The sequence below is a fragment of the Polaromonas glacialis genome (assembly GCF_000709345.1).
Classification (GTDB): domain Bacteria; phylum Pseudomonadota; class Gammaproteobacteria; order Burkholderiales; family Burkholderiaceae_C; genus Polaromonas; species Polaromonas glacialis.
On sequence record NZ_KL448323.1, the window covers coordinates 1,486,193 to 1,504,010 of the forward strand.

General features: G+C 63.5%; 17 protein-coding genes and 1 pseudogene. 3 read left to right on the forward strand and 15 right to left on the reverse strand.

Annotated features, from left to right (window positions below; translation table 11 throughout):
* Position 1: 1 nt before the first annotated feature.
* The 4 genes from EC86_RS0107430 to pobA form a co-directional block, all read right to left on the reverse strand.
* A complete protein-coding gene (locus EC86_RS0107430) occupies positions 2 to 874 on the reverse strand; it encodes a branched-chain amino acid ABC transporter permease (RefSeq protein ID WP_029525036.1) in 873 nt (290 codons plus the stop codon).
* A 139-nt stretch (positions 875 to 1,013) separates the two neighbouring features.
* A complete protein-coding gene (locus EC86_RS0107435; RefSeq protein ID WP_029525037.1) occupies positions 1,014 to 2,186 on the reverse strand; it encodes an ABC transporter substrate-binding protein in 1,173 nt (390 codons plus the stop codon).
* Between the two features lie 64 nt (positions 2,187 to 2,250).
* Positions 2,251 to 3,033, reverse strand: coding sequence for a GntR family transcriptional regulator (locus EC86_RS0107440; protein WP_051675781.1), 783 nt, complete (start codon positions 3,031 to 3,033; stop codon positions 2,251 to 2,253).
* 245 nt (positions 3,034 to 3,278) lie between these two features.
* Positions 3,279 to 4,463, reverse strand: a complete 1,185-nt coding sequence (gene pobA, locus EC86_RS0107445; RefSeq protein WP_029525039.1) for a 4-hydroxybenzoate 3-monooxygenase — start codon at positions 4,461 to 4,463, stop codon at positions 3,279 to 3,281.
* Between the two features lie 152 nt (positions 4,464 to 4,615).
* Here pobA and EC86_RS0107450 point away from each other — a divergent pair, with 152 nt between their 5' ends.
* On the forward strand, positions 4,616 to 5,455 hold the full coding sequence (locus EC86_RS0107450; protein ID WP_029525040.1) for an IclR family transcriptional regulator domain-containing protein: 840 nt from the start codon (positions 4,616 to 4,618) through the stop codon (positions 5,453 to 5,455).
* Between the two features lie 68 nt (positions 5,456 to 5,523).
* On the opposite strand, the gene EC86_RS0107455 is transcribed toward EC86_RS0107450, so the two are convergent.
* The 11 genes and pseudogenes from EC86_RS0107455 to EC86_RS0107505 form a co-directional block, all read right to left on the reverse strand.
* Positions 5,524 to 6,417, reverse strand: coding sequence for a sugar phosphate isomerase/epimerase family protein (locus tag EC86_RS0107455; protein WP_029525041.1), 894 nt, complete (start codon positions 6,415 to 6,417; stop codon positions 5,524 to 5,526).
* 20 nt (positions 6,418 to 6,437) lie between these two features.
* Complete coding sequence (locus EC86_RS0107460; protein ID WP_029525042.1) at positions 6,438 to 7,346, reverse strand: 4-hydroxyphenylpyruvate dioxygenase; 909 nt, start codon at positions 7,344 to 7,346, stop codon at positions 6,438 to 6,440.
* 100 nt (positions 7,347 to 7,446) lie between these two features.
* Complete coding sequence (locus tag EC86_RS0107465) at positions 7,447 to 8,280, reverse strand: shikimate dehydrogenase family protein (RefSeq protein WP_029525043.1); 834 nt, start codon at positions 8,278 to 8,280, stop codon at positions 7,447 to 7,449.
* 79 nt (positions 8,281 to 8,359) lie between these two features.
* Positions 8,360 to 10,276, reverse strand: coding sequence for a bifunctional sugar phosphate isomerase/epimerase/4-hydroxyphenylpyruvate dioxygenase family protein (locus EC86_RS0107470; RefSeq protein WP_029525044.1), 1,917 nt, complete (start codon positions 10,274 to 10,276; stop codon positions 8,360 to 8,362).
* A 33-nt stretch (positions 10,277 to 10,309) separates the two neighbouring features.
* Complete coding sequence (gene aroQ, locus EC86_RS0107475; RefSeq protein WP_029525045.1) at positions 10,310 to 10,759, reverse strand: type II 3-dehydroquinate dehydratase; 450 nt, start codon at positions 10,757 to 10,759, stop codon at positions 10,310 to 10,312.
* A 94-nt stretch (positions 10,760 to 10,853) separates the two neighbouring features.
* A complete protein-coding gene (locus tag EC86_RS0107480; RefSeq protein ID WP_029525046.1) occupies positions 10,854 to 11,861 on the reverse strand; it encodes a TRAP transporter substrate-binding protein in 1,008 nt (335 codons plus the stop codon).
* Between the two features lie 101 nt (positions 11,862 to 11,962).
* Positions 11,963 to 13,243 carry a TRAP transporter large permease subunit gene (locus EC86_RS0107485; RefSeq protein WP_029525047.1) on the reverse strand — a complete coding sequence of 427 codons (1,281 nt, stop codon included), beginning with the start codon at positions 13,241 to 13,243 and terminating at the stop codon, positions 11,963 to 11,965.
* Between the two features lie 18 nt (positions 13,244 to 13,261).
* Positions 13,262 to 13,798: a TRAP transporter small permease gene (locus EC86_RS0107490; protein ID WP_029525048.1), complete on the reverse strand. Its 537-nt coding sequence runs from the start codon at positions 13,796 to 13,798 to the stop codon at positions 13,262 to 13,264.
* 111 nt (positions 13,799 to 13,909) lie between these two features.
* Positions 13,910 to 14,644: a TetR/AcrR family transcriptional regulator gene (locus EC86_RS0107495; protein ID WP_029525049.1), complete on the reverse strand. Its 735-nt coding sequence runs from the start codon at positions 14,642 to 14,644 to the stop codon at positions 13,910 to 13,912.
* Positions 14,645 to 14,684: 40 nt separating this feature from the next.
* A pseudogene (gene aroE / locus EC86_RS28670) lies at positions 14,685 to 14,792 on the reverse strand (shikimate dehydrogenase); the annotation flags it as partial.
* A 118-nt stretch (positions 14,793 to 14,910) separates the two neighbouring features.
* Positions 14,911 to 15,822, reverse strand: a complete 912-nt coding sequence (locus EC86_RS0107505; RefSeq protein ID WP_029525050.1) for a LysR substrate-binding domain-containing protein — start codon at positions 15,820 to 15,822, stop codon at positions 14,911 to 14,913.
* Between the two features lie 135 nt (positions 15,823 to 15,957).
* On the opposite strand from EC86_RS0107505, the gene EC86_RS0107510 reads away from it, so the two are divergent.
* Both EC86_RS0107510 and EC86_RS0107515 read left to right on the forward strand, forming a co-directional pair.
* The gene (locus EC86_RS0107510) at positions 15,958 to 16,647 is read left to right on the forward strand and encodes a substrate-binding domain-containing protein (RefSeq protein ID WP_029525051.1); all 690 of its coding nucleotides are present in this window, start codon (positions 15,958 to 15,960) and stop codon (positions 16,645 to 16,647) included.
* A 124-nt stretch (positions 16,648 to 16,771) separates the two neighbouring features.
* Positions 16,772 to 17,800, forward strand: coding sequence for an amidohydrolase family protein (locus EC86_RS0107515; protein ID WP_029525052.1), 1,029 nt, complete (start codon positions 16,772 to 16,774; stop codon positions 17,798 to 17,800).
* The last annotated feature ends 18 nt before the right edge of the window (positions 17,801 to 17,818 follow it).

The following is a 17,818-nucleotide window of genomic DNA, read 5'->3' on the forward strand; positions in this document are numbered from 1 at the left end:
GTCACTTGCCTCCCTTGCGCACGAAAAGGCCTTGCGGGCGCCAGATCAGAATCGCGATCATCAGGCTGTACACGATGAAGGCGCCCAGCTTGGGGATGTAGTACTTGCCCGCCACATCGGCAATGCCCAGCAGCAGCGCGGCCAGCAGCGGCCCGGTGATCGAAGACGTGCCGCCCACGGCGACGACGATCAAAAAGTACACCATGAACTTCAGCGGAAAGCTCGGGTCCAGCCCCAGCACTTCGGCGCCCAGCGCGCCGCCCAGCCCGGCCAGGCCGGAGCCGACGGCAAAGGTGGACAGAAACACGATGTTCACATTGATGCCCAGCCCGGCCGCGACCCGCTGGTCATCGACCGACGCGCGCAGCCGGCTGCCAAAGCGCGTGTAACCCAGCACATACTGCAGCGCCACCGTCAGCGCCGCGCACACCGCGATGATGAACAGCCGGTAGTGGCCCATGCCCAGCATCCAGTCGCCGCTGCCCAGTTCGGTGCGGCCCTTGAGCCATTCGGGCAGCTGCATGATCTGCTGCGTCGAGCCGATGAAGTAGTCCACACTGGCCACCGCCATGAAGACCAGGCCGATGGAAAACAGCACCTGGTCCAGGTGCGGCTTGTGGTACATGGGCCGGTACAGCGTGCGCTCCAGCACGCCGCCCAGCAGCGCCGAACCAATGAAGGCCAGCGGCAGGCACAGCAGGAAGGGCACCCCAAAGCGCTGCATCAGCAGCACCGTGATGTAGCCGCCGGCCATGGCAAAGGCGCCGTGCGCCAGGTTGATGAAGTTCATCAGCCCCATGGTGACCGCCAGGCCCACCGCAAGGATGAAGAGCAGCATGCCGTAGGCAATACCGTCGAAAAGAATGGTCAGCATGTTGGGGCCTGATATTCAGAAGCTGCTTGAAAAAGACCATTTCAGGAACGCCGCGGAACCGGCTTTGCCGGGCCGCAGGCGTTGCCCCCTGCAAGGGGGAAACAGGCTACACGCAGTGAGCCTGGATGGGGGTGCGCAATTACTTGGTCTTGCCCGGGTCCTTGACGTCCTTGACCACGTCGAATTCCACGTTGTAGAGCTGGCCGTCCTTGCGCTCGACCTTGCGCAGGTAAATGTCCTGTACCACGTCGCGCGTCTGCGCGTCGATGAACATCTTGCCGCGCGGGCTCTCGAAAATCTGGCCCTTCATGCCGGCCAGCAGCGCATCGCCGCCGCCCTGGCCTTTGCTGATTTTGAGGGCCTCATAAATCACCCGCATGCCGTCATAGCCGCCGACCGCCATGAAATTGGGCCGCATGCCGTTATTGGCCTTGCCAAAGGCCTCCACAAACTTCTTGTTCATGGCCGAAGGATGGGAGGCCGAGTAATGATGGGAAGTGACCACGCCCACCGCAACGTCGCCCATCTCATTGAGCTGGTCGTCGTCGGTCACGTCGCCGGTGCCGATCAGCTTGATACCGGCCTTGTCCAGGCCGCGCTCTGCAAATTGCTTCATCACGGCCGCGCCCGCGCCGGACGGCACGAACACGAACAGCGCGTCAGGCTTGGCATCCCGCACCTTTTGCAGGAACGGCGCAAAGTCGGGGCCGCGCAAGGGCACGCGCAGCGATTCGGTGACCTGGCCGCCGTTAAAGGTCAGGCGTTCCTTGAAGAACTTTTCCGCATCAATGCCGGGGCCGTAGTCCGACACCAGCGTGACGACCTTCTTGATGCCGTTCTTGGGCGCCCAGTCGGCCAGCGCAACCGAGGCCTGCGGCAGCGTGAAGCTGGTCCGAACGATGTAGGGCGAAGCCTGCGTGATGCTCGACGTGGCCGCAGCCATCACCACCATGGGCGTCTTGGACTGGGTGGCAATCGGCGCGGTGGCCATGGCCGACGGCGTGATGCCGAAGCCGGCCAGCACATTGACCTTGTCATTGACCACCAGTTCCTGCGCCAGGCGGCGCGTCGCGTCGGGCAACGAGGTGTCGTCCTTCACGATCAGCTGGATCTTCTTGCCGGCCACGGTGTCGCCGTGCTGCGCCATGTACAGGCGGGCAGCGGCCTCGATCTGCCGGCCGGTGGTGGCCTGCTGGCCGGTCATCGGCAGGATCAGGCCGATCTTGAAGGTGTTGTCCTGAGCGATGGCGCCGGTAGCGGTGAATGCCACGGTGGCGAGGGCGATGGCGTGAAGGAAGTGGCGTTTTTGCATGGTTGTTGTCTCCTGGATATGAAGTTTTATGGTTGCCGGTTGCCCGGCGCTGGCAAGAGTGCTTTCACTCGTTTCTGCTGCGCTTGCGTATCAACCCCACGCCGGGCATCTGGCCGTGGCGTGGGTTGCGCACCGCCTCGCGCAGGTTGCGCTGCGCCAGGCGGGAATGCTCGCGCATGATGGCTTCGGCGCGCGCGCCCTCGCGGTTTTCAATTGCGTCGAGCACCTGGCAATGCTGGTCCTGCGCCACGACGAGCATGTCGCGCGACTGCGGCGAGTTGGCCTGCACGACCACGAAGGCCGAAGGCGATGCGAACGGCAGGCTGGCCACGCGCTCCAGCTCGCGGCCCATGAACGCGCTGCCCGACAATTCGCCAAGCAGACCATGGAACTGCTCATTCAGCACCACGTAGCGCGAAAAGGCGTCGTCGTTCAGCGCCACCTCGCTCAGCAATTCATCGATCCGATGCAGACATTCCCGTGCTTCGGCCAGCACGACCGGCGCCACGCCGCGCTCGGCGGCCAGCCGCGCGGCCATGCCCTCGATGGTGCCGCGCAACTCGATGGCATCGGCCACGTCGCGTTCAGAGAAAGTGCGCACCGCATAGCCGCCGTTAGGCAGCGCCTGCAGCAGGCCTTCGAGTTCCAGCCGCATCAGCGCGGCGCGAATGGGCGTGCGCGAAACACCGAGCTTTTCAACAATCGATAGTTCGGCAATACGCGTCCCGCCCGACAATTCGCCAGCCAAAATCATTTCGCGTAGCCTGATTTGCACCTTGACCACTTGCGAGCTGCCTTCTTCAGGTAGATCGGTCGTCAGGTTGTTCAGATGATTTTGCCGGCTCATAAATACGTAATGTATACATTTTTTGCCTAGAACTGGCGAAATATCGATGTTATTGGGGTATGTACTTAAGAATATGTATTCAATGAAGATCGAAAAGAAAACAAATTCCCGGTAAGCATGTCAATCTCACCGCAGGCATCGGGGCTTACTGCCTGCAGCCAGTGAAGCCTCCCATTGGGATCACGGCTTATTTGGCGTAAAGACTGATGGCGGCATCGTGATCCGGCCACTATGGACGCGCCACGCTACTCGCCAAAATTCAGCGGCAGCCCGACATAGTTCTCCGCCACAGAAAGCGCGCCTGCCTCGGAGTTGATGAGGTAGTCCAGTTCAGCTTCCTGGAACTTCTGTCCGATTTCGCCGTTTTCAGGGAAACGGTGCATCAGGCTGGTAAACCACCAGGAAAAGCGCCCGGCGCGCCACACGCGGCGCAGGCAGCGTTCCGAGTAGTTATCAATGCCAACTTCGCTTTTTTCCTGATAGAACTCGATCAGGGCGTTTGAGAGGTATTTCACATCGGTGGCCGCCAGGTTCAGTCCCTTGGCGCCGGTGGGCGGCACGATATGGGCCGCGTCACCCGTCAGGAACATTCGGCCAAAGCGCATCGGCTCGGTGACGAAGCTTCGCAGCGGGGCGATGCTTTTTTCAATCGATGGGCCGGTCACCAGTTTCTCGCGCGCTTCCATGTCAAGTCGCAGGCGCAACTCCTGCCAGAAGGCTTCATCGGACCAGTCACTGACCTTGGCTGTCAGCGGCACCTGCAGGTAGTAGCGGCTGCGAGTACGGCTTCGCTGCGAGCACAGTGCAAAGCCGCGCGGGCTGTTGGCATAGATAAGCTCATCATGCACCGGCGGGGTTTCGGACAGGATGCCGAGCCAGCCGAAGGGGTAGACTTTTTCGAATTCCCGGATGGCGCCGCGCGGCACGCTCGCACGGCATACACCATGAAAGCCATCGCAGCCCGCAATGAAGTCGCATTCGATTTCATGCGACTGGCCATCTTTTTGATAACGCACCCGGGGCGTGGCGGTGTCAAAGTCATGCACGGTCACATTGTCCGCTTCATAAACTGTGGCCAGGCCTGCTGCCTGCCGCGCGTCCATCAGGTCGCGCGTAACTTCGGTCTGTCCATACACCATGACGTTCTTGCCGCCGGTGAGCCGGTTCATGTCAATGCGGTGGCGCTCGCCCTTGAACAGCATGTCAAAGCCACCATGGACCAGCCCCTCGGCATGCATGCGCTTGCCCACGCCGACCTCGTCCATCAGATCCATGCTGACCTGCTCGAGAACGCCGGCGCGGATGCGGCCCAGCACATAGTCGCCTGTCTGGCGTTCCAGGATGACAGCGTCAATGCCTGCTTTGTAGAGCAGTTGCCCCAGCAAATTCCCGGCCGGGCCGCCGCCCACAATTACAACCTGAGTGCGCATTGTGTCTCCTTTGTCTTGTTTTGAAAAACCGGCTGTCTCAAAACCATCCCGGCGCAATCCATGGCCTGAAGCTTAGGTCTCTTTGCCCAGCATCGCCAGCACCCGTCAGGCACTTTGCGCGATGAAAGAGACTATTGTGCGATGATCGCGCAATGATTGCGAGCCTACCCATTCGCACCGCCGGCGCTTTTCCCATCGCCAAAGCCGACCGGATCGACGGTATGGCCCGGGGCATGGCAGTGCTGGAGAGTTTCGATACCCAGCGCCAACGGCTCAATGCCACGCTGGCAGCCGAGCGGACAGGTCTGACACGGGCAGCTGCGCGCCGCCATTTGCTGACGCTGGCCCATCTGGGCTACCTGGAGACAGACGGCGGCTTTTTCTGGCTTTCAACCAAGGTGCTGCGGTTTTCGGGCAGTTACCTGGCTACAGCGCGTTTGCCGCGCGCGGTGCAGCCGATGCTGAACCGGCTGGCGGTGCAGGCAAGAGAATCGTTCTCGGCGGCGGTGCTCGATGGCGACGAGGTGGTCATCGTCGCGCGCAGCGGCTTCGAATGGAGACGTTCGCCGGATGACAAAGCGCCTGTCGCCGCGGTGCTTGCCTACGGGCTGCACCTGGGCGCGCGGCTGCCAGCGCATGCGACCTCGACCGGGCAGGTGCTGCTGGCCGCCAAGTCCAAAACCGAATTCAATGCCTGGCTGAAGGCCCGGCTAGACAGCGGCGGACTGCCTCGGCTGACCGTGCATACCACCACCGACGCCCGCAAGCTCAAGATGCTGGTCGAACGGGCGCGGCTCGATGATTTTTGCCTTGCCGCCGAAGCGCATGAGTTGGGCGTGCATGCCTTGGCTGTTCCACTGCGCGACATGCAGGGGCGCACCGTGGCAGCGCTCAACGTCGTCACAACGCCGCAGCGGCTGGCTGGCGAAAACCGGCGTGACCTGCTGTCGCTGCTGCTCGACGCGGCGCGTGAGTTGCGGCCGCTGGTGTAGAAAAACTGCTGGGAGCGTCCATGCCTGTAGCGAGACGCTGTTCGGTTGCATGGCGCTTTGCCGCCCGTTCAGCGCTTGAGCCGGATCTGGTTGGGCAGCGGCACCGAGCGGCGCAGTACCTCCTCGCCCAGCCATTGCGCGGCACGCCAGGCACGACGGGTCACCGTGGGCAGCGGCATCTGCTGGTAGTCGTCGTTGAACACCTCGAAGCTGTAGTCGCCCCGGTAGCCCAGCGCGTGCAGCCGGCCCACCAGCGCGGCCAATGCCTCGCTGTGCACGCCCTCGCCCGGAAACACCCGGAAATGCCGCGCCGTGTCAATGCGCTCCTGCACCGACTTGATGTCCAGCCACATGAAGTCCGCCAGCTGCACCAGGAAAATCTTCTGCGGGTCCAGCATCTCCAGCTCATCGAGCGAAGTCTGGGTGGCGAACAGGTGAAAAGAGTCCAGGCCCAGCCCCAGGTTGGGCATGTCGGCCTGGCAGATGAGGTCCCAGGCCTGCGGGAACTCGCTCACGGTGCGGCCCCAGGACAGCGCTTCGTAGGCGATCTTGATGTTCATCGGAATGGCCAGAATCGCCAGCTTGCGCAAGTCCTTCACAATCGCTCCCGAGTCGCCGCTGGCATGCACCGAGGTGGACGAGCACACCAGCAGCAGCCGGCAGCTTAGGGCCGCGCACATCTCCAGCATCGCCTTGGCAATGTCGATCTTGTAGGCGTGCAGGTGGCCCGACAGGCCTTCAAAATCGCGCAGCACCTGAAAGCCGGTGACGCGCAGGCCGCTGGCCTTGACCGCCGCGACCGCCGCGTCCAGGCCGCCGGGGTGGCCGACCAGGTCGCGCGCGGCCAGCATGATCTGGCCAAATCCGGCATCGCGCACGGCCTGGAGCTTGGCCTCAAGAGGCCCGGCCAGCGAGATCGTGTCCATGCCGAAGTCGCCGATGTTGCCGCTGTAGTGGGTCATGATGCGTTCTCCTGCCTGAATCAGCGTGCGTTGTGGACCAGCTCGAAGCTGACGCTGCCCATCCAGGTGCGGGTCAGTGCTCCGCGCCCTTCGGTGTGCACGCCGCGCGACTCGATGAATTCCACGCCGCGCTGGCCAAGTTCTGCCACGGCGGCGAGCACGTCCGGGCAGCCCAGGCCGATGCGCTGCAGGCTTTCCTCACCTTCGACCTCCAGCACGCTGGCGTCGGGCTCGATCAGCTGCAGGTAAAACGTCGAGCCTGCCGGGCACGGGCTGCGCAGGATGCGCCCCTTGGGCAAGATGCCAAAGCGCTGGCCGGCGGGCAGTTCGACAAAGCCGAGCAGCTCGCGGTAGAACTCGGTCCAGTCGTCGCTGCGGTCGGTGCCGATGTACTGCACCAGGCCGAAAAAATGCAGCCCGGCCACTTCCGGCGGATGCTGGTCCACCGTCGGAATCGGGACAAAGTCCACGTCGTAGATGGAGAACTGGGCGTAGCGGTCAATAAAGTAGATGCGGCTCGTGCCGACGCCGTGGATGGCCGGGATGTTCAGCTCCATGACCTCGACGCGCGGCGGCACCGCCCAGGCGCCTTTTTCCAGCGCGTGGGCATGCGCGGCGGCGGCATCGCGCACGCGCAGCGCCACGGCGGCAAGCACCGGCTTGTCGCCCGGCGCACCAGCGCCGGGCAAGGCGGGAATGTGCGCGTCGACGATGACGTTCATGCCGCCCTGGCGGTAGAGCATCACCTCGCGCGAACGGTGCCGGGCGATGGGGCGAAAGCCCATCATCTCCAGCACCTGGCCCAGCGCCTGCGGCTTGGCCGTGGCGTATTCGATGAACTCGATGCCGTCGAGCCCCAGCGGGTTCGGCGCCGGGGCAATCGCTTCGCGGTCTGGCGCGGCGGCGGGGGTCTGGGTCGGGTTGCTCATGGTCGCGATCCTGTTCAATGGTTGAAGCCTGTCATTGCGTTTCTGGCGTCAATGGCGCCAGCGGGTGGCCAGGCTGGCCCGACCGCCGGTTTCCATGATGTCAGTAATTGAGCGCGGCGAGTGAACGCAGCACGTCGGCGGTGGTGGTCGGGAAACCGAAAAATTCCAGGTAGGCCGGAATCTGCTCGAACAGCATGTCCGAGCCGACCTGCACCGGGCAGCCGCGCTCCTGCGCGGCGGTGAGGAACGCGGTCATCTCGGTGCGCATGACGACCTCGCCGACGAAGGTGGTCGGAGCAAGGCGCGAGATGTCCATCGGCAGCGCATCCCCCTCGTTCATTCCCATCGGCGTGGCGTTGACCACCAGGTCGAAGCCGGCCGGGTCGTTCGAGCCGGTGTACACGTCGAGCAGGGGGTAATGCTTTTTCAGCCGCCCGGCCAGGCTTTCGCAGGACGCGGTGTGCATGTCGTACAGGCTGATCGCGCCAATGCCGCTGGCGGCCAGCGACGCGGCAATCGCCGAGCCGACGCCGCCGCAGCCGACCACCAGCGCGCGCGCGCCGTCCAGCCGCAAGCCCTTGCGCAGCACGCCGCGCACAAAGCCTTCGCCGTCAAACATGTTGCCTTCGAGCTTGCCGTCGGCGCCGCGCCGCACCGCATTGCACGAACCGGCCACTTCGACGGTCGGGGTGACGCGGTCGAGCAGTCCGAGGGTCGTGACCTTGTGCGGCATGGTAATCAAGGCGCCGCGAATATTGGTCAGCGTGAACACGGCGCGCAGGAAGGCCGGGTAGTCGGCGCTCTGGCAGCCCATGGGCATGACCCGGGCATTCACGCCGATGTGCTCGAAGTACGGGTTGTAGATCATCGGCGCCTTGAAAGCATGCGTGGGGAAGCCGATGTGGGCAATGAGTTCGGTGTTGCCGTTGATCATGATTTTTTCTCTGGATATGCGCCCGCCGAGCGTCAATTTGGATTGGCACTGGACGGGCAATGAAAGGTGCTTGCGGCGCTCAGGGCCGGTGCGGGGCGTCGCTGCGCGCCTGGCGCCACTGCTCCATGGCAGCCAGGCGGAATGGCGAGTTAGACGCCCCGTAACCCGAATACCCGTTGCGGCGTTCGACCAGCTCGAAGTGAAAACGGTCGTCGAAGGGCGTGAGGTAGAGCTGCAGCAGCTCTCCGCCGTTCGGTTCGCGGTCGTACAGGATGCCGAGTTCGCGCAGCGCCGCCAGCAGCGCGGCGTCGATGTCGTAGCGCGCCGCCAGGTCATCGTAGTAGTTGCCCGGAATCGGCAGCAGCGGCGCGCCCTGCCCCATCAAGGCGCGCGCCGTCGCGACCAGGTCGGGAACGGCCAGCGCGGTCTGCTGCACGCCCGCGCCCCGAAAGCTCGACACGGCCCGGGACACCGAGGTGTTGTCGCGCTCGGACACGGTGATGGAGGTCCGCACCGCCCGGTCGCCGGACTCGATCTCGCGGCTCCTGATGATGCCGTAGGGGTCATGCATCACCACGTTGCGCTCGGGCACCAGGCCCAGCACCGCGCGGTGAAACAGCACCCAGGGCTCGACCTGGCCGGCCGGAACGGCCTGCACGAGGTGGTCGAAGCGGGCGCTGTCACCCAGCACGCCGCCGCGCAGCTCGGAATCGTCCATTGCAAAGTCGGCTTCGAAGGCATAGCGGCCCGCCTGCGGCGTTTCGCAGAAATAGACCAGGCTGCCGTCGGGCGCGCGCACCGCCGGAATGGTCAGTTCCTTGTCGCCCACGCGGCCGTTCACATGCGGGCACTGCAAGGCCTCTGCCCGCGCCAGCGAACCGGCGACATCGCTGGTCGCCAGCGCCACGGCGCAGGCCGAGGTGCCGTGCAACTCGAAATGCGTGCGGGCAAGCGAGTCCTCTTCCAGGTTGACGATGATGCGCACCTCGCCCTGGCCATACAGATCGACCTTTTTCGAGCGGTGCCGGCCGATGCGCCGAAAGCCGCTGGCCTCCAGCCAGGCTTGCAGCCGGCTGCCTGCCGCCGGATCGACGGCGAACTCGACAAACGCCCAGCCGGTGAGCAAGGGCGCGGGCGGCGGCGCGAACAGCGGCATCTTGCAGGGCACGCCATCGCGGGCCTGGCTTTGCCGCACCTGGTCTTCGAGCCACAGCAGCGAGCGCTTGGCATCGACCGCATTGGCCCGGGCCGGCGCGGCGCGGAATTCGTCGTTGAAGACTTCCAGCGACAGCGGTCCGGTGTAGCCCGCGTCAATCACGGCGCGGGTGAATTTCGTGATCTCCAGCTCGCCCTGGCCGGGAAAGCAGCGGTAGTGCCTGCTGTGGCTCAGGACGTCGGTGTTCACCCACGGCGCATCGGCCAGCTGGACAAAAAAGATCTTGTCGCCGGGCAGCTGCGCAATCGGCAACGGGTCGTCGCGCAGCGCCAGCGTGTGAAAGCTGTCCAGCGTCATGCCCAGGTTCGGATGGTTGACGCGCCTGACCACCTCCCAGACCTGCGAAAAGCGCCTGACCTGGCTGCCCCAGGCCAGCGCCTCGTAGGCAATGAACATGCCGCGCCGCCCGGCACGCTCGGCCAGCTGATGGAACTGTTCGGCCAACTGGGCAATTTCGCCCAGGGCGTCGGGCTGCACGCTGGAACAGACCAGGATCATCGAGGTGCCGAGTTCGTGCATCACGTCGAATTTGCGTTCGGCGCGCTCCAGGTTGCGCGCCAGCTGCGCCGGCGTAGCCGCGTCGAAGTCGCGAAACGGCTGGAACAGGTCGATGCTCAGCCCCAGGTCCCGGCAGATCTGGCGCACCTCGCGCGGCGAGCCGGGGAACTGCAGCAGGTCGTTTTCGAAAATTTCCACGCCATCGAAGCCCGCCGCCGCAGCGGCCTGCAGCTTTTCGCGCAGCATTCCGGACAAAGAGACGGTGGCGATTGAATGGCGCATGGTGTTGATCGCTTGGGAACGGGTTGGAAAGCGTCAAGCCTTGGCGGCGGACTGTACCGCCGACACGGCAGCGCGCAGCGCCAGCAGGTAGCTGTCGGCGCCAAAGCCGCAGATCTGGCCGCGCACGATGTCGGCCAGCACCGACACATGGCGAAACGGCTCGCGTGCATGGATATTGGACATATGCACCTCGACGATGGGGCACTTCAAAATCGCCAGCGCATCGCGGATGCCGTAGCTGTAGTGCGTCCAGGCGCCGGCATTGATCAGCACCGCGTCCACGCCTTCGCCATGCGCGCGGTGGATGCGCTCGCACATCTCGCCTTCGATGTTGGTCTGGAAGCATTCGACTTCCGTGCACAGTTCCTGGCCCAGCGCCGCCAGGCTGGCGTCGATCTCGGCCAGCGTGGTGGTGCCGTACTGCTTGGGGTCGCGCTTGCCGAACATGTTCAGGTTGACGCCGTTGAGCGTGAGGATTTTCATGGGGTTGTCCTGCGATGAGTAGAGGAAAAAAAAGGCGTCCCTCACCCGTACGGACTGGCCGCAGCGGGTGAGTGGGGTCAGGTGCCGGGCCAGCTTACTTGCGAACCTTGGCCAGCTCATCCTGCATCGCCTTGACCGTGTCCTGGCCCACGGACACCGCATACTTGGCAATCACCGGGCGCATCTTGTCGCGCAGCCGGGCGATTTCAGCGGGCGGCAGCTCGGTCACCTGCATGCCAGCCTTCTTGAGCTGGTCCAGCGTGCCGCCGGCGGCATCGCGCGAGGCCTGGCGCTGGGCCTTGGTGGCTTCAAGCGCGGCGTCGGTGATGATCTTCTTTTCCGCGCTTGAGAGCGTGTCCCAGAACTTCTTGCTGATGATGACCGACTGCGGGTTGTAGACGTGGTTGGTGATCGTCAGGTGCTTTTGCACTTCGGCGAACTTGTTCGCCAGAATCACGTTCAGCGGGTTTTCCTGGCCGTCCAGCGCCTTGGCTTCGAGCGCGGCATACACCTCGGGGAAGGCCATGGGCGTCGGGTTGGCATCCAGCGCCTTGACCCAGTCCAGGTTGATCGGGTTCGGGATCACGCGGATCTTCAGGCCGGCGAAGTCTTCGAGCTTGTTGATGGGCCGCTTGCTGTTGGTCATGTTGCGAAAGCCCAGCTCGAAATAGGTCAGGCCGATCATGCCTTTTTCCTGCAGCTTGTCATGCATCATCTTGCCGAACGGGCCATCGACCACGAAGTCGGCTTCCCTGGCATTGGCGAACTGGAAGGGGAAATCGTAAATCGCGAATTCCTTGACCTGGCTGGCCAGGATGCCCGAATTCATGCTGACCATCTCCAGCGTGCCGCCCTGCAGGGCCGACACATTGGGCGCATCGCCGCCGAGCACGCCGCCCGGGAAGATGTTGACCTTGATCTTGCCGCCGGACTTGGCCTTGACGACCTCGGCAAACTTTTCCATGCCGGTCACGATGGGGTGGCCCTTGGGATTCTGGGTAGCGAACTTGATGGTCCGCTCCTTGATGTCCTGCGCGCTGGCCATGCCGAAAGCGGCCAGGGCAGCGGCGGCTACCAGCGTTTTAATCATCATGCGTTTCATGGTTGTCTCCTGATGGAATGGAAGGGTCACAGTACGCAAACAAGGTAAGGCTCGGGAGCATGGCGTACCAGGCACGTCCCGTACGAAAAAAGCGCAACCTGTCAGTTGATGAACCAGCTGGCGGGCACCATGACCAGCTGCGGGAACAGCACCATCAGGAACATGATGGTGAACTGGGCAATCATGAAGGGCCACACGCCCCGCGTCACCTCGTCCATGCCGATCTTGCCGACGCCGGCGACGGTGTTGAGCACCGTGCCGACCGGCGGCGTGATCAGGCCGATGGCATTGTTGATGATGAACAGCACGCCAAAATACACCGGGTCGATGCCGGCGGCCTTGACGATGGGCATCAGTACCGGCGTCAGGATCAGGATGGTGGGCGTCATGTCCATGGCCGCGCCGACCAGCATCACCAGCACCATGATGGCAAACATCAGCAGCTTGGGGCTGTCGAGCAGCGGCTGCAGCAGGGCGACGATTTCATCGGGCAGCTGCGCCACGGTGATCAGCCAGGCCGAGACCATGGCGGCAGCCACCAGGAACATGATGACGGCAGTCGTCTTGGCGGCGGCCAGGAACAGGTGGTAGAGCTGGCCGAACTTCAGCTCCTTGTAGATGAAGGTGGACACCACCAGCGCGTAGACGGCAGCGACAACCGCCGCCTCGGTCGGCGTGAACACGCCGAACTTCAGGCCCACCACCACGATCACCGGCAGCACCAGGGCAAAGGTCGCGTCCTTCAGCGCCACCAGCACCTCGGCGCGGCTCTTGCGCGGCGGCGTCTTGACCTGCTCCTTGCGGGCCACCCACCACCAGGTGCCGACCAGCGACACGGCCAGCAGGATGCCCGGGAAGATGCCGGCCAGGAACAGCTTGGAAATCGACACATTGGCGGCCACGCCGAAAATCACGAAGCCGATGCTCGGCGGAATCACTGGCGCGATGATGCTCGCCGATGCCAGCAGGCCGGCCGAGCGAGCCTTGTCATGGCCGGCAGCCACCATCATGGGCAGCAGCAGGGCTGACAGCGCAGCGGCGTCGGCCACGGCTGAACCCGACAGCGCGGCCATCAGCACCGCCGCCACGATCGCCACATAGCCGAGTCCGCCCTTGACGTGGCCGACCAGCGTCATGGCAAAGGCGACGATGCGCCTCGAGATGCCGCCAGCGTTCATGATCTCGCCGGCGAGCATGAAGAAGGGCACGGCCAGCAGCGGAAAGCTGTCGGCGCCGTTGATGACGTTTTGCGCCAGGATCTGCGCGTCGAACATGTCCATGTGCCACATCAGGGCGGCACCGCACAGCAGCAGTGAAAAGGCGATGGGAATGCCCAGCGCCATGGCGCCCAGCAGCGAACCCAGAAAGATAAAGATGGTCATGGTGGTTCCTTGTGGGGCTCAGGGCAGGGGTTTAGGGTCGCCGTGCGGCATGTCGTCAGATTCGCGGATGGCCAGGTCGCTTTCGGTCAGCCGACCGGTCACCAGGCGCCACAGCTCATTGAGCAAAATGACGGCGGCCGACACCGCAAACACCAGGCCGCAGCCGTAGAAGATCGCCATCGACACCTCCATGGCCGCGCTGGTCGAGTCCCAGTTGATCCTGACCTGCGCCAGCGTGCCCTGAAAGATCAGCCACGCCATGTAGAGCATCAGCACATGGCCGATTCCCAGGCACAGCTTCTTGCCCCACAGCGGCAGCCTGCCGACCAGAAAGTCGGTGCCCAGGTGGCCGTGCTCGTTGAGCGCGACGATGGCGCCCATGAAGGTCAGCCATACAAACAGCCAGCGCGACAGCTCTTCGGACACCGTGATCCCCGAGTTAAAGGCATAGCGCAGGAACACGTTGGTGAACACCAGCACCACCATGGCGGCCAGCGCGATCACGATCAGGAACGACAGGAACCGGCAGTAGTGGTTGATGAGTTTTTGAAGCATAGTTGTCTCCTTGGGCTCGTATTTTGTACGAACTGGTTAGTTTTATTTATGGGTGAAAACCCTTATGCCTGGAAAAAAATCACATCGCCGGGCGCGCGGCGACAAGCGCTGTCAGGGCGTGCGCATGAAGCGAACGATCATCTCGATGATGCTGTCGCGCCGCGCCGCCAGGGCCTGTTCGGAGCGGGTATCGCCCTTGAAGATCAGCCCGAAGGTGTGCTGGTTCGAGACGTTGAAAAACGTCAGCGCCGAGATCGAGGCGTGAATGTCGATCGTGTCCAGGCCGGGCCGGAACACGCCCTGCACCACGCCGCGCGCGTACAGCTTGTCGATGGCGCCGATGGCCGGCACGTTCAGCTCCTGGATGATCTTGCTCTGCGCCAGGTAGCTGCCGCGCTCCATGTTTTCCGACATCACCAGCCGGATGTAGGCCTGGTTGCCATGGTGGTGGTCGAAGGTGAAGCCGACCAGGCGGCGCAAGGCGTCCTCGGGCGGCAGGTCGTCCAGGTTGAGTTTTGCCTCGATGTTGCGCATGCGCCGGTACGACTCTTCCAGCACGGCCAGGTACAGGCCTTCCTTGCTGCCGAAATAGTAGTAAATCATGCGCTTGCTGGTCTTGGTGGCGGCGGCGATCTCGTCGATACGCGCGCCGCTCAGGCCCTTCTCTGCAAACTCGGTGGTCGCCACTTCCAGGATGCCGGCCATGGTGCGGGCCGGATCATTGGTGCGCGATGGCGCCACGCTGGCGGCCGGCAGCGTTGCCGGACTTGCTGCACGCGTTGGCGTGCGGGTTTTTCGTGCAGTTAAAGCGGTTTTCGCCGGCAGCGAATGTACTGTTTCGTTCATTCGCAAAGTATAGGCCGCTGGCGCCCGCTTGGCGGTTTCCTCAGACCGGCGCAACGGTCAGTTTCTCGATCCCCACTCGGGTATCGGGCCGCACGCCACGCCACCACTCAAAAGCTTCGGCGGCCTGTTCGGCCAGCATGCCGACACCGTGGTAGTTGTGTCCACAATCATCAGGTTCAGGCGCGCATTTTTGCGCGCGGTCTGGAAATTCCCAGGACAGAACAAGGACTTGCGTGTTTTTCACGCGTGGCCTGTCCAGTGTTGCGTCATGAACTAACGAGTCGAGCCTTTACGATGCTTTGGATCAGTGCCAAAGTTGACTGCTGCGTCAGCGTGGCGGGCCGCAATGAACTGCTGACCAGCGATAGCCGCGTGCGCAGCGGCGGATCGCAAACCGGGCGCGTGGTGAACGCAGAAGGCCTTACCGAACTGGCAACGGCATTGCGCGACAACAGGGCGCAGCCTGCGCCATCGGCCACCAGGTCAAGAATGGCCGATACGCCATCGATCTCCAGCGCAATCAGGGGCCGGCAGCCAATGCCCGCCATTTCGGCTTCGACATGCATGCGGATGGCGTTTGGCCGGCTGGGAATGACCAGCGGCAGCCTGGCCACTTGCCTGAGCGCGATGGCCCCGGGCGGCGGATCTTCGGCCAAACCGGGTGGCCGGGCCTGCACCAGGAGCAGGTCTTCATCAATCAAGGGCGTCATTTCGATGCCGGCGGCTGGCTGGGCGTTGTAGAGCGCTGCAATGTCCAGCCGCCCGTTGAGCAGCCATTCCTGCATCACGGTGGACAGGCCTTCGCTGATGGACAGTTGGGCATCAGGCAGTTGCTGGCGAAAAGCGCGCGTCAGTGGCACGGTCAGCACCCGGGCCAGCGTGGGCGGAAGGCCGATGGCGACCCGGCCGGCCAGCGAACCGCGCACCCGGCCCAGTTCTTCGCGCGCGCGCTCGACCTGGTGAAGAATGCCGCGTCCATGCGCCAGCAGCAACTTGCCGGCTTCGGTGGGCGTGGCGCCGCGACCGTTGCGCACCAGCAGGCTCTGGCGCAGTTCGACCTCCAAAAGCCGCACCTGCCGGCTGAGCGCCGGTTGCGCCACATCAAGCGCGATCGACGCACGGGTAAAGCTGCCGAGTTCGGCCACGCGCACAAAGTATTCGAGTTGTTTTAAATCCATGCCGAGATTAAATTTGCATAGCTAAATTCGAGTAATGCCAAGATGGTATATCAGCTAGAACATATCTCCCGTTATGCAACACATGTCTTCGTCTGACAATTACGGGATGATGAAATGCTCACTAAATTGTCTGCCATGAAGACCGAAATCAAAGGTATCTCCTCCATGGCCATGCGCCAGGTTCTGGCTGAGTTGGTGGATGCGTTCCAGCGCCGCACGGGCTGGCGCGTGGCCATCGAATCGGTGGGCGGGGTCGATGCGGCGCGGCGCGTTCAGGCTGGCGAGGCTTTTGACGTGGTCATCCTGGCGTCCGATGCGATCGACAAGCTGGTGGCTGCCGGCTGCGTGCAGGCCGGCTCCAAAGTGGACCTGGTCCGCTCGGGCGTGGCGGTGGCGGTGCGCGCGGAGGCGCGCCAGCCCGACATCTCGACCGAAGCTGCGCTGCGACAGGCTGTGCTGGCCGCGCGCAGCATCAGCTATTCGACCGGCCCCAGCGGCGTGGCGCTGGCTAGATTGTTCGAGCGTTGGGGCATTGCCGGGGAGATTCAGGGCCGCATCGTGCAGGCCCCGCCGGGCATTCCCGTGGGCAGCCTGGTGGCGCGCGGCGAGGTCGAGCTGGGCTTTCAGCAGTTCAGCGAACTCATCAACCTCGAAGGCATCACGGTGCTGGGCCCGTTGCCGCCTGAGATCCAGATCATCACCACCTTTTCCGCCGGCGTATGCACCGGCTCGCCGATGGCCTCAGCCGTGCGCGCCATGCTGGACGACATGAATTCCCCTGAGGCGATGGAGGTCAAGCGTCGCCAAGGCATGGAGCCCGCCTGACGGGCTTGGGACGGCGCTCCTTTTCCTGCTCGATCCATGGCCGCAAGCGAAGGCGAAGTGCCTGCCGATTGAAACTTTTATGGCGCTTCCAGAATTTTTACTGTTTTTGCAACCAGGAGACCCCATGATCATCGACTGCCACGGCCACTACACCACCGCGCCCAAGGCGCTGGAAGACTGGCGCAACCGCCAGATTGCCGGCATCAAGGACCCGTCGCTTAGCCCCAAGGTCAGCGACCTGAAGATCAGCGACGACGAGCTGCGCGAGTCCATCGAGCTGAACCAGCTGGCCAAGATGAAGGAGCGCGGCAGCGACCTGACCATCTTCAGCCCGCGCGCCAGCTTCATGGCGCACCACATCGGCGACTTCAACGTGTCCGCGACCTGGGCGGCGATCTGCAACGAGCTGTGCTTTCGCGTCGCGCAGCTGTTCCCCGACAATTTCATCCCGGCCGCGATGCTGCCGCAGTCGCCCGGCGTGGACCCGGCCAGCTGCATTCCCGAGCTGGAAAAGTGTGTCAAGGAATATGGCAATGTCGGCATCAACCTGAACCCCGATCCGTCGGGCGGGCACTGGACCAGCCCGCCGCTGAGCGACCGAAGCTGGTACCCGATCTATGAAAAGATGGTCGAACACGACATCCCGGCGATGATCCATGTGTCCACCTCTTGCAATGCGTGCTTTCACACCACCGGCGCGCATTACCTGAACGCCGACACCACCGCCTTCATGCAGTGCCTCACGTCCGACCTGTTCAAGGACTTCCCGACGCTGCGCTTTTTGATTCCACACGGCGGCGGCGCGGTGCCCTACCACTGGGGACGCTTTCGGGGCCTGGCGCAGGAACTCAAAAAGCCACTGCTCGAAGAGCACCTGCTGAACAACATCTTTTTCGACACCTGCGTTTATCACCAGCCTGGCATCGACCTGCTCAACACCGTGATTCCGGTGAAAAACGTGCTGTTTGCGTCCGAGATGATCGGCGCGGTACGCGGCATCGACCCGCAGACCGGCCACTACTACGACGACACCAAGCGCTACATCGAAGCGTCCAGGATTCTCAGCGCCGACGACCGCTTCCAGATTTACGAAGGTAACGCCCGCCGGGTGTTCCCGCGCCTGGACGCGGCCCTGAAGGCCAAGAACCAATAACTGAAACGGAGACAAACA

Excerpts from the sequence above, each read along its gene's own strand:
- EC86_RS0107430 (WP_029525036.1), bottom strand. The coding sequence starts at position 874 with ATGCTGACCATTCTTTTCGACGGTATTGCCTACGGCATGCTGCTCTTC.
- EC86_RS0107435 (WP_029525037.1), bottom strand. The coding sequence starts at position 2,186 with ATGCAAAAACGCCACTTCCTTCACGCCATCGCCCTCGCCACCGTGGCA.
- EC86_RS0107440 (WP_051675781.1), bottom strand. The coding sequence starts at position 3,033 with ATGAGCCGGCAAAATCATCTGAACAACCTGACGACCGATCTACCTGAA.
- pobA (WP_029525039.1), bottom strand. The coding sequence starts at position 4,463 with ATGCGCACTCAGGTTGTAATTGTGGGCGGCGGCCCGGCCGGGAATTTG.
- EC86_RS0107450 (WP_029525040.1), top strand. The coding sequence starts at position 4,616 with ATGATTGCGAGCCTACCCATTCGCACCGCCGGCGCTTTTCCCATCGCC.
- EC86_RS0107455 (WP_029525041.1), bottom strand. The coding sequence starts at position 6,417 with ATGACCCACTACAGCGGCAACATCGGCGACTTCGGCATGGACACGATC.
- EC86_RS0107460 (WP_029525042.1), bottom strand. The coding sequence starts at position 7,346 with ATGAGCAACCCGACCCAGACCCCCGCCGCCGCGCCAGACCGCGAAGCG.
- EC86_RS0107465 (WP_029525043.1), bottom strand. The coding sequence starts at position 8,280 with ATGATCAACGGCAACACCGAACTCATTGCCCACATCGGCTTCCCCACG.
- EC86_RS0107470 (WP_029525044.1), bottom strand. The coding sequence starts at position 10,276 with ATGCGCCATTCAATCGCCACCGTCTCTTTGTCCGGAATGCTGCGCGAA.
- aroQ (WP_029525045.1), bottom strand. The coding sequence starts at position 10,759 with ATGAAAATCCTCACGCTCAACGGCGTCAACCTGAACATGTTCGGCAAG.
- EC86_RS0107480 (WP_029525046.1), bottom strand. The coding sequence starts at position 11,861 with ATGAAACGCATGATGATTAAAACGCTGGTAGCCGCCGCTGCCCTGGCC.
- EC86_RS0107485 (WP_029525047.1), bottom strand. The coding sequence starts at position 13,243 with ATGACCATCTTTATCTTTCTGGGTTCGCTGCTGGGCGCCATGGCGCTG.
- EC86_RS0107490 (WP_029525048.1), bottom strand. The coding sequence starts at position 13,798 with ATGCTTCAAAAACTCATCAACCACTACTGCCGGTTCCTGTCGTTCCTG.
- EC86_RS0107495 (WP_029525049.1), bottom strand. The coding sequence starts at position 14,644 with ATGAACGAAACAGTACATTCGCTGCCGGCGAAAACCGCTTTAACTGCA.
- EC86_RS0107505 (WP_029525050.1), bottom strand. The coding sequence starts at position 15,822 with ATGGATTTAAAACAACTCGAATACTTTGTGCGCGTGGCCGAACTCGGC.
- EC86_RS0107510 (WP_029525051.1), top strand. The coding sequence starts at position 15,958 with ATGAAGACCGAAATCAAAGGTATCTCCTCCATGGCCATGCGCCAGGTT.
- EC86_RS0107515 (WP_029525052.1), top strand. The coding sequence starts at position 16,772 with ATGATCATCGACTGCCACGGCCACTACACCACCGCGCCCAAGGCGCTG.